The organism is Streptomyces sp. NPDC006687 (genome assembly GCF_040636215.1).
In the GTDB taxonomy this organism is placed as follows: Bacteria; Actinomycetota; Actinomycetes; order Streptomycetales; family Streptomycetaceae; genus Streptomyces.
In genome coordinates, this window is sequence record NZ_JBEYJJ010000006.1 from 119,388 (window position 1) to 133,951 (window position 14,564).

14 protein-coding genes and 1 tRNA gene are annotated in these 14,564 nt (G+C 73.3%); 10 read left to right on the forward strand and 5 right to left on the reverse strand.

The annotated features are described in order from the left end of the window. Positions 1 to 41 precede the first annotated feature (41 nt). From ABZ716_RS09925 to ABZ716_RS09965, 9 genes are all read left to right on the forward strand, one after another. Entirely contained in the window at positions 42 to 764 is a 723-nt protein-coding gene (locus tag ABZ716_RS09925) for an NADH-quinone oxidoreductase subunit J (RefSeq protein WP_358957961.1), read from the forward strand. Further along, positions 764 to 1,123 (forward strand): NADH-quinone oxidoreductase subunit NuoK, encoded by a 360-nt coding sequence (gene nuoK, locus ABZ716_RS09930; protein ID WP_358812055.1) that lies wholly within the window; start codon positions 764 to 766, stop codon positions 1,121 to 1,123. Before ABZ716_RS09925 ends, nuoK begins: the two co-directional genes overlap by 1 nt. Beyond that, a complete protein-coding gene (locus ABZ716_RS09935) occupies positions 1,120 to 3,123 on the forward strand; it encodes an NADH-quinone oxidoreductase subunit L (RefSeq protein WP_358957963.1) in 2,004 nt (667 codons plus the stop codon). The genes nuoK and ABZ716_RS09935 overlap by 4 nt, the downstream gene beginning before the upstream one ends. A gap of 38 nt (positions 3,124 to 3,161) precedes the next feature. Continuing rightward, positions 3,162 to 4,715 (forward strand): NADH-quinone oxidoreductase subunit M, encoded by a 1,554-nt coding sequence (locus tag ABZ716_RS09940; protein WP_358812103.1) that lies wholly within the window; start codon positions 3,162 to 3,164, stop codon positions 4,713 to 4,715. Then, on the forward strand, positions 4,712 to 6,244 hold the full coding sequence (locus ABZ716_RS09945) for an NADH-quinone oxidoreductase subunit N (RefSeq protein WP_358957965.1): 1,533 nt from the start codon (positions 4,712 to 4,714) through the stop codon (positions 6,242 to 6,244). The genes ABZ716_RS09940 and ABZ716_RS09945 overlap by 4 nt, the downstream gene beginning before the upstream one ends. A 203-nt stretch (positions 6,245 to 6,447) precedes the next feature. After that, positions 6,448 to 7,311 carry a zinc metalloprotease HtpX gene (gene htpX, locus ABZ716_RS09950; protein ID WP_358812058.1) on the forward strand — a complete coding sequence of 288 codons (864 nt, stop codon included), beginning with the start codon at positions 6,448 to 6,450 and terminating at the stop codon, positions 7,309 to 7,311. Continuing rightward, positions 7,308 to 7,700 carry a YccF domain-containing protein gene (locus tag ABZ716_RS09955; protein WP_358812059.1) on the forward strand — a complete coding sequence of 131 codons (393 nt, stop codon included), beginning with the start codon at positions 7,308 to 7,310 and terminating at the stop codon, positions 7,698 to 7,700. The genes htpX and ABZ716_RS09955 overlap by 4 nt, the downstream gene beginning before the upstream one ends. Continuing rightward, positions 7,697 to 8,788 (forward strand): hypothetical protein, encoded by a 1,092-nt coding sequence (locus tag ABZ716_RS09960; protein WP_358957967.1) that lies wholly within the window; start codon positions 7,697 to 7,699, stop codon positions 8,786 to 8,788. The genes ABZ716_RS09955 and ABZ716_RS09960 overlap by 4 nt, the downstream gene beginning before the upstream one ends. A gap of 50 nt (positions 8,789 to 8,838) precedes the next feature. Beyond that, a complete protein-coding gene (locus ABZ716_RS09965) occupies positions 8,839 to 9,372 on the forward strand; it encodes an SMI1/KNR4 family protein (RefSeq protein ID WP_358957970.1) in 534 nt (177 codons plus the stop codon). On the opposite strand, the gene ABZ716_RS09970 is transcribed toward ABZ716_RS09965, so the two are convergent. The 3 genes from ABZ716_RS09970 to ABZ716_RS09980 all read right to left on the reverse strand — a co-directional run bounded on the left by ABZ716_RS09970 (position 9,344) and on the right by ABZ716_RS09980 (position 12,747). Further along, positions 9,344 to 10,582, reverse strand: coding sequence for an APC family permease (locus tag ABZ716_RS09970; protein WP_358812062.1), 1,239 nt, complete (start codon positions 10,580 to 10,582; stop codon positions 9,344 to 9,346). The two genes, ABZ716_RS09965 and ABZ716_RS09970, sit on opposite strands and share 29 nt — an antisense overlap. A gap of 18 nt (positions 10,583 to 10,600) precedes the next feature. Beyond that, positions 10,601 to 12,028, reverse strand: coding sequence for a SulP family inorganic anion transporter (locus ABZ716_RS09975; protein WP_358957972.1), 1,428 nt, complete (start codon positions 12,026 to 12,028; stop codon positions 10,601 to 10,603). Positions 12,029 to 12,258: 230 nt separating this feature from the next. Then, positions 12,259 to 12,747, reverse strand: coding sequence for a YajQ family cyclic di-GMP-binding protein (locus ABZ716_RS09980; RefSeq protein WP_351878466.1), 489 nt, complete (start codon positions 12,745 to 12,747; stop codon positions 12,259 to 12,261). A 205-nt stretch (positions 12,748 to 12,952) separates the two neighbouring features. On the opposite strand from ABZ716_RS09980, the gene ABZ716_RS09985 reads away from it, so the two are divergent. Beyond that, positions 12,953 to 13,034 (forward strand) — tRNA-Tyr (locus ABZ716_RS09985). Between the two features lie 146 nt (positions 13,035 to 13,180). On the opposite strand, the gene ABZ716_RS09990 is transcribed toward ABZ716_RS09985, so the two are convergent. Next, a complete protein-coding gene (locus ABZ716_RS09990; protein ID WP_358957974.1) occupies positions 13,181 to 13,585 on the reverse strand; it encodes a hypothetical protein in 405 nt (134 codons plus the stop codon). A gap of 281 nt (positions 13,586 to 13,866) precedes the next feature. Then, on the reverse strand, positions 13,867 to 14,523 hold the full coding sequence (locus ABZ716_RS09995; RefSeq protein ID WP_351878460.1) for an SDR family oxidoreductase: 657 nt from the start codon (positions 14,521 to 14,523) through the stop codon (positions 13,867 to 13,869). Positions 14,524 to 14,564: the final 41 nt, after the last annotated feature.

Sequence of the window (14,564 nt, forward strand, 5' to 3'; positions counted from 1 at the left end):
GGAGACGGCACACCCGACACCCCGGCGGGAGGCACCGCCTGATGTACGCCGCCCACCTCGCCTCAGCCGCGGCCCAGGCCACGACCGCCCTCACGACCGCCGCCACGGCGGCCGTGCCCGGCGGCCCCGCGCCCGCGCCCGGACCCGGCTTCCTCTCGCCGGCCGGCGTCGAGATCGCCTTCGTCCTCGTCGGCCTCGCCACCCTCGGCGCGGCCCTCATCACCGTCACCACCAAGCAGCTCGTGCACGCCGCCCTCTGGCTGGTCGTGGCGCTCGGCGGGATCGCCGTCGAGTACCTGCTGCTGACCGCCGAGTTCATCGCCTGGGTCCAGGTCCTGATCTACCTCGGCTCCGTGGTCGTCCTCCTCCTCTTCGGACTCATGCTCACCAAGGCCCCCATCGGCCGCTCCCCGGACGCCGACTCCGGCAACCGGTGGGTCGCCCTCGGCGTCGCCGGAACCGCCGGCGCCGCGCTCGTCTGGGTGGTCGCCGACGCCTTCCGCACGACCTGGATCGACCTCGACGGCCCCGCCCAGGGCTCCACCAAGGTCTCCGGCGAGATCCTCTTCCAGCACTGGGTGCTGCCCTTCGAGGCGCTCTCCGTCCTCCTCCTCGCCGCCCTGATCGGCGCCATCGTGCTCTCCCGCCGCACCACCCCCGCCGAGGACGCCGTCGACGCGGCCGAAGCCGCCGCCCGCATCGAGACCACCGGCACCCAGACCACCGGCACCCGGACCACCGGCGCCGAGAAGGGGCAGAGCTGATGCACCTGGCCTACCCCGCCGTACTCGCGGCCCTCCTCTTCGCCACCGGCCTCTACGGTGTGCTCGCCCGCCGCAACGCCATCCTGGTCCTGATGTCCGTCGAGCTGATGCTCAACGCCGTCAACCTCAACCTGGTGGCCTTCGACGTCTGGCTGCGCGACACCCTGCACGCCGGCCAGGCCCTCACCCTCTTCACCATCGCCATCGCCGCCGCCGAGATCGGCATCGGCCTCGCGATCGTGCTGATGGTCTACCGCAACCGGGGCACCTCGGACGTCGACCGACTGCGCGACACCGCCGAGGGCCGGGCGCCCGGCCGGCCCGACGACACCACTGCCCGGCCGGAGGTCGCCGCGTGAGCACCACGACCCTCGCGGTCCTCGTCCCCCTCCTGCCGTTCCTCGCCGCCGTGGCAGGGCTCCTCCTCGGCCGGACCGCGCCCGGCTTCGTCAGGCCGCTCGCCGTCCTGCCGACGCTGGCCACCGCCGTCCTGGCCGTGCTCGTCGCCGTCCGCCAGGGAGGCGGCCAGGCGATCGACACCGCGACCGAACTCACCCCCACCGGGTCGGTCCCGATCGAGCTCTCACTCCACCTCGACGGCTTCGCCGTCCTGGTCGCCGTCCTGGTCGGGGTGGTCGCCACCTGCGTACAGCTCTACTCGACGGCCTACCTCCGCGAGGACCCGCGCTACCCCTCGTACGCCGCCCTGGTCTCCCTGTTCACCTCCGCCATGCTGCTCGTCGTCTACTCCGGCGACCTGATGGTGCTGCTGGTCGGCTGGGAGATCATGGGCATCTGCTCGTACTTCCTGGTCGGCCACTACTGGGAGACCGAGGCGGCCCGCTCCGCCTCCCTGAAGGCGTTCCTCGTCACCAAGCTCGGCGACGTCCCCTTCCTCATCGGACTGTTCGCGCTCGCCGCCGACGCCGGCTCCTTCCAGATCACCAAGGTCCTCGGCACCGTCGCCGCGGGCGGCCTCGACCACCCGACGCTGATCGCGCTGCTCCTGCTCGCCGGCGTCGCGGGCAAGTCCGCGCAGTTCCCGCTGCACACCTGGCTCCCCGACGCCATGGCGGGCCCCACCCCGGTCTCCGCGCTGATCCACGCCGCGACGATGGTCGCCGCCGGTGTCTACTTCATCGCCCGTCTCCTCCCCGTCTTCACGGCCTCCCGCGCCGCCCTGGTGGTCATGGCCGTCATGGCCGCCGTCACGATGGTCGGCTCGGGCCTGGCCGCCCTCGCCCAGGACGACATCAAGCGCGTCCTCGCCTACTCCACGGTCGGCCAGCTCGGCTACATGACCGGCGCCCTGGCCGTCGGCGACCGCGCGGCCGCCGTCTTCCACCTCCTGTCCCACGGCGTCTTCAAGGCGCTGCTCTTCCTCGGCGCCGGCGTGATCATCCACGCCGCCGGCACCAACTCCCTCGCCGCCATGTCCCGCATGGACGGCCTGGCCCGGCGCATCCCCGACGCCTTCTGGACGATGACGATCGCCCTGCTGGCGCTCGCCGCCATCCCGCCCTTCGCCGGCTTCTTCTCCAAGGAAGCCGTCCTCGTCGCCGCCGAGCAGGCCGCCGGCGGACACTCCGACCTCGCCCCGAGCGCGGCCGGCTGGCTGGTGCTCGTCGCCGGCGTGCTGACCGCCCTGCTCACCGCCGCCTACGCCACCCGGCTGTGGCTGATGGCCTTCCGCGGCCGGGGCGCGGCCGCCCCCGACCACGGCAAGGAGCCCGTCGCCATGACCGGCGTGCTGTGGCTGCTGGCCGCCCCCTCGCTCGCCTTCGGCCTCGCCGCCGGCTCCCTCGCCGACTGGTTCGACGGCAAGGAGCTCACCCCGACCGTGACCACCTCGGTCCTCGGTACCGGCGCCGCGCTCATCGGCGTGCTGCTGACCTACGCCCTGTGGCAGCGCGCCACCGCCAGGGCCGCCGCCGGCATCCCGGGCGGCGGAGCCGTCACCGCGTCCGTCGCCGCCGCCGCGTCCGCCGCCGAGACCCCCGAGGTCGCCGAGGTCAGCCACGAGCACCCCGCCGTACCGGCCGCCCCCGCGGCCGACCCCGGCCGGGCCCTCCTCGGCCCCCTGCACCGGCACGCCGCCGACGGCTTCCACCTCGACGCCGTCTACGACCGGCTCTTCGTCCGCCCCGTCCGGGCGGCCGCGCGCCTGGTGCGCTTCCTCGACCGCGAGGTCGTCGACACCTACGTCCGCGGCGCGGGCGCCGGACCCCGGCTGCTCGGCGGCCTCGTCCGCCGGGCCCAGACCGGCAACGTGCAGAGCTACCTGAGCGCCCTGCTCGCCGGCGCCGTGGTCCTGGCGATCGCCACCGCCGTCCTCGCCAACCTCAACGCCGGATCGTGAGCCGAGAGTCAGCCGTGATCGATATCAGCCCGTCCGTGATGCAGTTCCTTCTGGCGTTCATCGTGGCCGCCCCGCTCCTCGGCGCCGTCGCGGCCCTGCTCCCGGCCCCGCCCGGGCTCAAGGGCAGGAGCCCCGCACAGGCCGTGCTCCGCCACGGCGTCACCGTCACCGGTGTCATCCTCGCCGCGGCCGTCGCCCTCACCCTGGGCTTCGACCACGACGCCCCGTCCCGCTTCCAGGCGACGACGGACATCAGCTGGATCCAGGCGCTGAACATCCGGATCCACCTCGGTGTCGACGGCATCTCGCTCCCCCTCCTCCTGATGACCGCGCTGCTGTTCTTCCTCTGCGCGGTGTACAGCTACTTCAAGTTCCCCGACGGCCCTTCCCCGAGGGCCTTCGTGGCCCTGCTGCTCGTCCTCGAGTCCGGCACCCTCGCGACCTTCGCCGTCCTCGACCTGATGCTGTTCTTCCTCGCCTTCGAGATGGTCCTCATCCCGATGTACTTCCTCATCGCCCGCTGGGGCGGTGCTCAGCGGCAGGCCGCCGCCTGGAAGTTCATCCTCTACACCCTCCTCGGATCCGTGGTCATGCTCCTCGGACTGCTGCTGATCGGACTGAACAGCGGCACTTTCGACATGGTGGCACTCGCCACTGACAACGGCCGCGGACTGAGCCACACCACCCAGCTCACGGCCGTCCTCGCCATCGGCGCCGGCCTCGCCGTCAAGACCCCGATGTGGCCGCTGCACAGCTGGCTGCCCGACGCCCACACCGCAGCCCCCACCGTCGGCTCCGTGCTCCTCGCGGGCGTCCTGCTGAAGATGGGCACGTACGGTTTCGTCCGCATCCTGCTGCCCGTCACCCCCGACGGGATGCACACCGTCGCCCCCTACCTCGGGGCCTTCGCCGCCGTCGGCATCGTCTACGGGTCCCTGGCCTGCCTGGCGCTGACCCGCAAGGGCGTCAAGGGCGACCTCAAGCGCCTCATCGCCTACTCCTCCGTCGGCCACATGGGCTTCGTCCTGCTCGGCATCGCGACCCTGACCCCCACCGGCGTCAACGGCGCGCTCTTCGCCAACATCGCCCACGGCCTCATCACCGGCCTGCTCTTCTTCCTGGTCGGCGCCCTCAAGGACCGCTACGGCAGCAGCGACCTCGACACCCTCGCCGGAGCCACCGGCGCCGCCCTCTACGGCCGCGCCCCCCGCCTGGGCGCGCTCCTGGCCTTCGCCGCCGTCGCCTCCCTCGGCCTGCCCGGCCTGGCCGGCTTCTGGGGCGAGATGCTGGCCCTCTTCGGCGCGTTCGACCCGGCCGCGGGCCTGTCCCGCCCGGCCTTCCTCACGTACATGGCCGTCGGCGCGTTCGGCACCCTGCTCACCGCCGCCTACCTGCTGATCGTCGTACGGCGGGTCTGCATGGGCGACCCGAAGGCCGGCCCCGAGCTCACCCTCGCGGACGTCCACCGCTACGAGTTCGCCGCCTGGACCCCCCTCGTCGCGCTCACCGTCCTCGCCGGCCTGTGGCCCGCCACCCTCCTCGGCCTGACCGACCCGGCCGTCCAGAAGCTCCTCGCAGGAGGCAACGCATGACGGCCCTGACGGCCCTGGCCGCCGACACCCCCAGCCTCGTGCAGTCCGTCGACTGGCTCGCGATCACGCCCGTGGTCGTGCCCGCCGCCGTCGCCCTGCTCGTCCTGGTCGCCGACCTCTTCCTGCCCGAGGCCCGCAAGCCGGTCCTCGGCTGGATCTCCGTCGCCGGTCTGGCCGCCGCGACCGCCGCCCTGCTGCCGCTGCGCGCCGGCGACCGCGCCACCTTCTGCCTCACCGCCGACCCCGCCGCGTGCAGCTACACCGCCGACCACTTCGCGCTCGTCGTCCAGTTCCTGGTCCTGGCCGGCGCCCTGGTCACCGCCCTGCTGTCGGTCACCGTCGTCCGCGAGAGCCGCATCCCGGCCGGCGAGTACTGGTTCCTGCTGCTGTCCTCCGCCGCCGGCGCGGCCCTGCTGCCCGCCTCCCGCGACCTCGCCACCCTGATCGTCGCCCTCGAAGTCGCCTCACTGCCCGCCTTCGCCCTCGTCGGCATGCGCCGCGGCGACCGGATGTCCTCCGAGGCCGCCCTCAAGTTCTTCCTCTCCTCGGTCACCGCCACCGCGGTCTCCCTGATGGGCGTCAGCCTCGTCTACGCCGCCACCGGCACCCTGCACCTGACCCGGGTCGCCGACCGGCTGGAGGACGTCCCCGGCCGGCTCGACACCCTCGCCATGGCGGGCGTTGCCCTGACCCTCGTCGGCTTCGCCTTCAAGACCGCCGCCGTCCCCTTCCACTTCTGGGTCCCCGACACGTACGTGGGGGCCCCGCTGCCCGTCGCGGGCTACCTGTCGGTGATCGGCAAGGCCGTCGGCTTCACCGGGCTGATCCTCGTCACGGTGATCGCCTTCCCCGCGTACTCCGACGTCTGGGGCCCCGCCCTGGCCGTGCTCGCCGCGCTCACCATGACGCTCGGCAACACCGCCGCCCTGCGCCAGTCCGCGGACCGCCCGCACAGCGCCGTACGGCTGCTCGCCTGGTCCTCCGTCGGCCAGGCCGGCTACCTGCTGGTCCCGATCGCCGCGGCCGCGTACTCCGGTCGCGACCAGATCGGCTCCACCATCGCCTACGCCCTCATGTACGCCGCCGTGAACCTCGGCGCCTTCGCCGTCGCCGCACTGGTCGCCCGTACGAAGCCGCTGCACCGGATCAGCGACTACCGCGGCCTGTACGCCGAGCGGCCCGCCGCCGCCCTGTCGCTGGCCTTCTTCCTGCTCTGCCTGGCCGGTCTGCCGCCGGGCATCATCGGCCTCTTCGCGAAGGTCACCGTCTTCGGGTCCGCCGTCGACGCCGGACTCGGCTGGCTGGCCGTGGTCATGGCCGTCAACGTCGTCATCGCCCTGTACTACTACCTGCGCTGGACGGCCCTGCTCTTCCGCACCCCGCAGACCGACGGAGAGAGCCCCGCCCGTACGAAGGCCCCCTGGCCCGTCGCGGCCGCCATCGCCCTCACCGCCGCGGCGGCCCTGATCCTGTCCGCCGCCCCCCAGCTGGTGCTGCGCTTCGCCGCGGGCAGCCTCTTCCCGCAGTAGCCCCCGGCGCTCCGCGCGCTCACCCGTACGGAGCAGCGCCTCCCGCCGCCCCCGGCCCCCGCCACCGGGGCGGCGGCGCCCCGCCGTGCCCCGGGAACCAGACGCCCCCACCTCGCGTTGACCACACAGGGAGGGTCCACTGGACCGAAGACCCTCAGATCCACGACGGGGCTCCCCTGAGGCACCACATTGGAGGGCGAACCGTGCACCGCCGGCACAACGGGCTGAAGACCGCCGTACTCCTCGGCGGGATGTCCGCACTCATCATCGTCATCGGCAGCTTCTTCGGCCGGGGCGGCCTGATCGTCGCGGTCCTCGTGGCCCTCGGGACGAACGCGTACGCGTACTGGAACAGCGACAAGCTGGCCCTGCGCGCGATGCGCGCCCGGCCCGTCAGCGAGTTCGAGGCGCCCGCGCTCTACCGCATGGTCCGAGAGCTCTCCACCTCCGCCCGCCAGCCCATGCCGCGCCTGTACATCTCGCCGACCGAGGCCCCCAACGCCTTCGCCACCGGCCGGAACCCACGCAACGCCGCCGTCTGCTGCACCGAGGGCATCCTGCGCATCCTCGACGAGCGGGAGCTGCGCGGGGTCATCGGGCATGAGCTGAGCCATGTCTACAACCGGGACATCCTCATCTCGTCGGTGGCCGGAGCCCTGGCCTCCGTGATCATGTTCCTGGTGAACTTCGCCTGGCTGATCCCGGTCGGCCGCTCCGACGACGACGAGGGCCCCGGCATCGTCGGCATGCTGCTGGTCATGCTCCTCGGGCCGCTGGCGGCGTCCGTGATCCAGCTGGCCATCAGCCGCTCGCGCGAATACGAGGCGGACGCCTCCGGAGCCCAGCTCACCGGCGACCCGCTCGCCCTGGCCAGCGCCCTGCGCAAGCTGGAGACGGGCACCCAGCAGCTACCGCTGCCCCCCGAGCCCCGCCTGGAGACGGCGAGCCACATGATGATCGCCAACCCCTTCCGGCCGGGTCAGGGGCTCTCCAAGCTGTTCTCGACACACCCTCCGATGGCCGAGCGCATCGCCCGGCTCGAACAGATGGCAGGCGGCAACCGGTGAAGACCCTTCTGAATGTCATCTGGCTCGTACTCAGCGGGATCTGGCTGTTCCTCGGCTACTGCGTGGCCGGCCTGATCCTCTGCGTCACCGTCATCGGCATCCCCTTCGGCATCGCGGCCTTCCGCATCGCCGTCTACGCCCTCTGGCCCTTCGGCTACACCACCGTCGAGCGCCATGACGCGGGCGCCCCGTCCTGCGTCGGCAACGTCCTGTGGCTGGTCCTGGCCGGCTGGTGGCTGGCCCTCGGCCACATCGCCACGGGCCTGGCCCTCTGCCTCACGGTCATCGGCATCCCCTTCGGCATCGCCAACTTCAAGATGGTGCCGCTCTCCCTGCTTCCCCTGGGCCGCGAGATCGTCCCGACGGACGCCCCTTTCGCCTCCCGGTGACGGCGGACGCGCGCTACGCGCTGCGGGGCGAGGACGAGGACCACGAGGAGGAGCAGCTGTGGGCCCTGTGCGAGGAGGCGGAGAACCTCTTCGCCGACCCGCCGGAGCCCCTGAAGCGCCGCTACGAGCTGCTGGGCTGCGCCGTTGACGGAGAGCTGCCGGCGGCGCTGGGCTTCCTGGTCGTCAAGCCGCTCGACAAGGACGGCGAAGCCCTGTGGGAGTGGTACCTGGAGGACGCCCGTGTCCTCACCACCCGGCCGTGCGCGCGTGATCTGTCCCGGCTGGACGTGACCATCGAGGCCGTGCGGTCCGAGCAGCAGCCGGACTACCCGCAGCGGGTCCCCCTGTCGGTGGGCTTCAGCCTCTCCGACATCGACGACCGCCTCCTGGGCCACTTCCGGGACCTCGCCGAGGTGCTGCCCGTGGAGGAGCCGGAACCCCACGCCGTGCGCCTCCTCGGATGCTCCCTCCACGGGCCGCTGAGGGACGTGGTGGAGGGCCGCGGGGAACGCCGGCTCGCCTACCGGCACCTCGACGTCCTGGACGCGGCCGGCGGGCTCCTCACCGAGGCGGGCAACCCGCCTATCGTCGACTGGCAGCCGTCCCCGCGCGGTCCTGGTCTCTACGACCTGACCGTGCACATGGACCCGCAGCCGCCGGTCGTCGCCGACATCTGGCCGCTGTGGCGCGGGGGCCGCCCGTCCGTCCCCAACCTGTGGGCGCGGTTCTGCCCCACCGGCCGGGCCCTGTGGCTGGAGCCGGCCCTGTACCACCGCCGGGGCCCGGACCGTCCGCCCGGCGGCACCTACCACCTCGACGGCCGCCACGTCACCGACTACGAGGGCTTCTTCTGCGCCCTCGGGGAGGCCGTCAACGGCCCCGGCGGATACTTCGGCCGCTGCCTCAACGGGGTGTCGGACGCCCTGGGCGGAGGGTTCGGAGCCGACGGGCCGTTCACCCTGGTCTGGCACCACCACGAGACGGCCCGCCGCTGCCTGGGCGTACAGCCGCTGACCCTGCGCCCGGACAGCTTCTCCGAACTGCTCACCTTCCTGCGCGAGAAGCGCATCGAGGTCGTCCTGGCCTGAGTTTTCCACAGGCTTGAGCGACTGTCAGAGGTCCGCGTCACCATGAACACATGAACGAGACCGAGCAGTTGCTGGAGCAAGTCACCACATGCGTACGAGACTCCGCGCGCGAGCACGGGAAACCGCTGCCCGCGCCCTTGGCGGACGGGGAGACCGACCGGGCCGCGCGCATACTGGGCTTCGCCCTGCCGCCTCTGCTCGCCGCGCTCTACCGCCGCGTCGGCGACGGCGGATTCGGGCCCGAGTACGGGCTGCTGCCGCTGCGCGAGGCCATAGGTGCGTACGAGGCGGGCCGCGCCTGCGACTGGGGCTGGCCGGAGGGCGTCCTGCCGATAGCGGACCTGGGCTGCGCCATGTACGCCTGCGTGGACTGCCGCTCCGAGACCGCCCAGGTCCTGCTCTTCGAGCCGAACCCGGGGGATCCCGGCCTCGCCTGGTACCACCACGCCCCGAGCCTGGAGGGCTGGCTGCGCGACTGGCTCGCCGGAGCCGGCTGGTTCGGCGAGGAGGGGGAGTGGGACGAGGACGAGACGCGGCAGGGCCTCTGGGCGGAGTTCAGGTCCCGGATCGCAGTCGGCTCCTGATGCCGTAGACCAGCGCCCCCAGCGCCAGGACCGCCGCCCCCGCGAGGGTCGACGCCAGGGGCAGGGCGCAGGCGAGCAGTACACAGCCGGACAGCCCCATCGCTGCCACGGCACGGCCTTTGACATCTGAACCGAGAGTCCATGCGGAGGCGTTCGCGATCGCGTAGTAGGCCAGCACTCCGAAGGAGGAGAAGCCGATCGCGCCCCGCAGATCGGCGGTGGCCGCGAGCACCGCCACCACCGCACCCACCGCCAGCTCCGCGTGGTGCGGCACCTGATGCCGGGGATGTACGGCGGCCAGCGCGCGCGGCAGATGGCCGTCCCGGGCCATCGCCAGAGTGGTCCGCGACACCCCGAGCACGAGGGCCAGCAGAGAGCCCAGCGCGGCCAGCGCCGCGCCCACCCGGACGACCGGGACCAGCCCGGGCCTGCCCGCCGCCCGGACCGCGTCGGCCAGCGGCGCCGACGACCCCGCCAGAGCCCCGGCACCGAGCACCGACAGGGCCGCCACCGCCACGGCGGCGTACACCAGCAGGGCGATCCCCAGCGCGAGGGGCACCGCGCGCGGGATCGTGCGCCCCGGATCGCGCACCTCCTCACCCAGGGTGGTGATCCGGGCGTAGCCCGCGAAGGCGAAGAACAGCAGGCCCGCCCCCTGCAACAGCCCGGCGGCACCGCCCCACGCCCCGCCGTCCAGCCGGCCCGCCCCGGCCGCACCGGAGGCCAGGCAGGCCACGACGACCGCGGCCAGCACCCCCAGCACCGCCGCCACGATCAGCCGCGCGACCCGCGCGGACTTCTGCACCCCGCCACAGCCCGCGGCGGTCAGCGCCACCACCGCCGCCACCGCCACCTCGTGCTCCCGCCCCGGCCACACGTACGCCCCGGCGGTCAGCGCCATCGCCGCGCAGGAGGCCGTCTTGCCGACGACGAAGCCCCAGCCCGCCAGGTACCCCCAGAAGGGGCCGAGCCGCTCACGGCCGTACACATAGGTGCCGCCCGAGGACGGGTAGCGGGCGGCGAGCCGCGCCGAGGAGTGCGCGTTGCAGTAGGCGACGACCGCCGCCAGGGCCAGCGCGGCCAGAAGCCCGCCGCCCGCCGCGCCCGCCGCCGGGGCCAGGGCGGCGAAGATACCGGCGCCGACCATGGCGCCGAGGCCGACCACCACGGCGTCGGACACGCCCAGGGTGCGCTTCAGCTCGTTGTCCACGCGCGGAGGGTAACGGGCTCAGATGACGCCCTCCCGGCCGGGAAGCGGCATCCGCCTGCGCTCCCACCCCTCCAGGGCGGTCAGGCAGGCATGGTCGAGGTGCCGCAGCCCGCTCAGGTCGAGCCGCACCGACACGTCGTGCGGCAGGGCCTCCAGGCAGTCCAGGAGCTTCGGAAGCCGCAGGAAGCTGGCATTGCCCACGACCCGTACGCACAGCTCCTCACCCTCCCAGACCTCCTCGACGTGCACATGGGAGGTCTCCCAGGCGGCCTTGGCCACCGCCAGGGCCAGCCCCGCCAGCACCCCCTCGAAGAGACTGGTGGCCACGATCGCGACGGCCGTCACCACCAGCACCACCGCCTCGCCCCGGTGCGTCCGCCACAGGGCGGCCACCGTCCGCGCCGGCAGCAGCTTCCAGCCCGCGTGCAGCAGCACCCCGGCGAGCGCCGCGAGCGGCACCGCCTCCAGCACCCCCGGCAGCGCCACCGCGAACAGCAGCAGCCAGCCGCCGTGCAGGATCCGCGACGCCCGGGTACGGGCCCCGGCCTCCACGTTGGCGGAGCTGCGCACGATGACGGCGGTCATCGGCAGTGCCCCCAGCAGCCCGCACACCGCGTTGCCGACGCCCTGGGCGAGCAGTTCGCGGTCGTAGTCGGTGCCCGGCCCGTCGTGCATCCGGTCGACGGCGGCGGCGCTGAAGAGGGTCTCGGCGGAGGCGATCAGCGCGAGCGCGACCACGGTCCCGACGGCCCCCACGGAGCCCAGCGCGCCGAAGTCCGACCACCCCGGAGGCGACACGGCTGCCAGGACCCCGCTCACCCGGACGGTCTCTACGGGCAGCCGCAGCAGCGCGGCCACGGCGGTGGCGGCCGCCACCCCGACGAGCGCGCCCGGCACCACGCGCAGCCGCGTCGGCAGCCGCCGCCACAGCACCAGCACGGCGATGGTCGCCGCCCCCAGCGCCACGGCGGCCCAGTCGGCCCGCGCCCCGAGCTCGTGCACCCCGCCCAGCTTGGCGAGGGTCTCCCCGGGGGCCCGCACCCCGCTGAGGGCGTAGAGCTGACCGGCGATCAGCACCAGGCCGATCCCCGCCAGCATCCCGTGCACCACGGCCAGGGAGATCGCCCGGAACCACCGCCCGAGCCGCAGCGCCCCCAGCCCCAGCTGGACCATGCCGGCGGCCAGCACCAAGGCCCCCAGCGCGGGCAGGCCGTAGGCGCCCACGGCCTCGTAGACGAGCACGGTCAGCCCGGCGGCGGGCCCGCTGACCTGGAGCGTGCTGCCCCGGAACCAGCCCGTCACCAGGCCGCCCACCACCCCGGTGACGATCCCCAGCTCGGCGGGCACACCGGAGGCGACGGCGACCCCGACACACAGGGGGAGCGCCACCAGCGCGACGACGACGGACGCCCCGAGGTCCGCTCGGAAACTGCCGGACCCAGGCATGCGGGAACCCCCTTGTGCGCACGGTGACGTGTGTCACCCAGCCTTCCGGGGCAGAACCCGCCGCGCCCAGTGGTCACCGGGGGGCCGGGCGGGGGCGTGCGCCGCTCACGCCGGGCACACGCCCCGGGCGCCGCAACGGCGAAGGGCACAACGCGGGCGCCCGCCGGGAAGGCCCCGGCGATCCGCCCCCGTTGTGCCCCACGGGGTCCGTGCGGTGACGTACGCGCAGGTCAGCGGTAGTTCACGAACTGGATGGCGAAGTCCAGGTCCTTGCCCTTGAGGAGGGCCTGGACGGCCTGGAGGTCGTCGCGGCTCTTGGAGCTGACGCGGAGCTCCTCGCCCTGCACCTGGGCCTTGACGCCCTTGGGACCCTCGTCCCGGATGATCTTCGCGATCTTCTTGGCGTTCTCCTGGGAGATGCCCTCCTGGATCGTCGCGAAGATCTTGTACTCCTTGCCGGACAGCTGCGGCTCGCCGGCGTCCAGCGCCTTCAGCGAGATCCCGCGCTTGACCAGCTTGCTCTGGAAGGCGTCGAGGATGGCCTTGACGCGCTCCTCGCCGTTCGCCTCCATCAGGATCTTCTCGCCGGACCAGGAGATCGAGGCGCCGGTGCCCTTGAAGTCGTAGCGCTGCGAGATTTCCTTGGCGGCCTGGTTGAGGGCGTTGTCGACCTCCTGCCGCTCGACCTTCGAGACGATGTCGAAACTGGAGTCGGCCATGTGCTGTGGCTCCTTGAAGTCGGCTGTGGTGGGCCCCGGAGGGCCGCGGCCGGTCGTCCCCGGCCCGCTCCGCAAAGCCTAGCCACCGCACCCGGGTGCAGGGCTGATCAATCCGGTGGCGAAGCACCCCCGCACATCAGGTATCGTTTACGTCGTTGCCAGGGAGCGACGCCGAAAGGCGGAGGAACCCCCGGCGGCATCCCATGGCGGTGTGCCCGAGTGGCCAATGGGAGCGGACTGTAAATCCGTCGGCTTAGCCTACCCAGGTTCGAATCCTGGCGCCGCCACGCGAGTGGAACCCCCGTTCATCTGCGGAAAACGCAGCGGACGGGGGTTTCTTCGCATGACCCCGGCTCGTGACCCCGGCTCATGGCCCTGGCTCGTGGCTCGTGGCTCGTGGCTCCAGCTTGTGGCCCCGGCCGGCGCCCCCCCGCTAGGGAGAGGCCACCGTCAGGTGGTAGGTCGTGTCGATCCAGAGACCGTTCGCGGCCGCCGCGTCGATCTCCAGGACGAACTGGCCCGGCGGCAGCGGTTCGAGGGCGCACCACAGCCCCCACGCCACCTGTGGCATCCCCAGGACGGGGAAGGGCTTCGAGGTGAACTCGTGCAGGGGCAGCGGCGAACTGTTCAGCGCGGCCGAGGCCCGCGTCGCCTCCAGCCGCCACGGCTTCGTCAGGAACGGCACCGCCCGGCGCGTGGTGTTCAGCACCGGGAAGAACAGCGGCCGCCCCGTCGGGACGGCGCACCGGCGCACCACCCGGCCGCCGTGGGAGCCCGCCAGGAACCACACGTCCTCCGGCTGCCGCCGGCCGGCGTACGCGCCGGTGGTGTCCGCCACCGGGCTCTCCCCCTCCGGAGCCGACAGCGCCCACCTCCACCACCGGGCCGCGAGACGGCCCCCCTCAGCCGCGCTGACCTGCCAGTTCCCGTCGCCCATGCCGCATCCCGGTCCCCCGTACGGCCGCCCCCTGCGGCCGGATTCCGGGTGACCCTATCGGCCCCCACCGCGCACCGGACCCCCGAGGGGCCGTACCCGGAGAAGGGCGAGGCCGGCCGCCGACCGCCCCGCGAACCGCTGTTGAGCGGCCGTCAGGTACCGGCCCGGCCGGTCCGGCCGCCTCAGTTGCCGGCGACGGCCTTCACGGCGACCTGGACCGGCGTCGAGCCCGACAGCAGCTCCAGCGTCAGACCGGCCGTCGCGGGCGTCTCGACCAGTTCGGCGAGGACCGCCGCCACGTCGTCCCGCGTCACACTGCCCGGCCCGGTGTGCGCCTCCAGCCGGACCAGCCCGGTCCCCGGGTCGTCGGTCAGCACACCCGGGCGCACGATCGTCCACTCCAGCCCGAGCCGGGTCCGCAGATGGTCGTCGGCCTCGCCCTTCGCCCGCAGATAGGCGTCGAAGACCTCGTCCCCCTCGTGCCGGGCGTCCGCACCCATCGTGGAGACCATCAGGAAGCGACGCACACGGGCCCGTTCGGCGGCGTCGGCGAACAGCACCGCCGCGCCCCGGTCCACGGTCTCCTTGCGTGCCGCACCGCTGCCCGGACCGGCCCCGGCGGCGAACACCGCCACGTCCGCCCCCTGCAGGATCCCCGCCACATGCTCCACGGAGGCCGACTCCAGATCGCACAGCACCGGTTCCGCGTCGGCCGCGCGCAGATCCGCGCCCTGTTCGTGGTCCCGGATGATCCCGGCGACCTCGTACCCGCGCGCGGAGAGCAGGCGCTCCAGCCGCCGCGCGATCCGACCGTGTCCACCCGCGATGACGATGCGCATGTCCCGACCGTACGACGACCCGGGCTCGCCCGCCCGCGAAC

What these genes read in the sequence shown, in the direction of transcription:
- ABZ716_RS09995 (WP_351878460.1), bottom strand. Translation starts at nt 14,523, where the DNA reads ATGCGCATCGTCATCGCGGGTGGACACGGTCGGATCGCGCGGCGGCTG.
- ABZ716_RS09940 (WP_358812103.1), top strand. Translation starts at nt 3,162, where the DNA reads ATGCAGTTCCTTCTGGCGTTCATCGTGGCCGCCCCGCTCCTCGGCGCC.
- ABZ716_RS09980 (WP_351878466.1), bottom strand. Translation starts at nt 12,747, where the DNA reads ATGGCCGACTCCAGTTTCGACATCGTCTCGAAGGTCGAGCGGCAGGAG.
- ABZ716_RS09925 (WP_358957961.1), top strand. Translation starts at nt 42, where the DNA reads ATGTACGCCGCCCACCTCGCCTCAGCCGCGGCCCAGGCCACGACCGCC.
- ABZ716_RS09945 (WP_358957965.1), top strand. Translation starts at nt 4,712, where the DNA reads ATGACGGCCCTGACGGCCCTGGCCGCCGACACCCCCAGCCTCGTGCAG.
- ABZ716_RS09965 (WP_358957970.1), top strand. Translation starts at nt 8,839, where the DNA reads ATGAACGAGACCGAGCAGTTGCTGGAGCAAGTCACCACATGCGTACGA.
- ABZ716_RS09975 (WP_358957972.1), bottom strand. Translation starts at nt 12,028, where the DNA reads ATGCCTGGGTCCGGCAGTTTCCGAGCGGACCTCGGGGCGTCCGTCGTC.
- nuoK (WP_358812055.1), top strand. Translation starts at nt 764, where the DNA reads ATGCACCTGGCCTACCCCGCCGTACTCGCGGCCCTCCTCTTCGCCACC.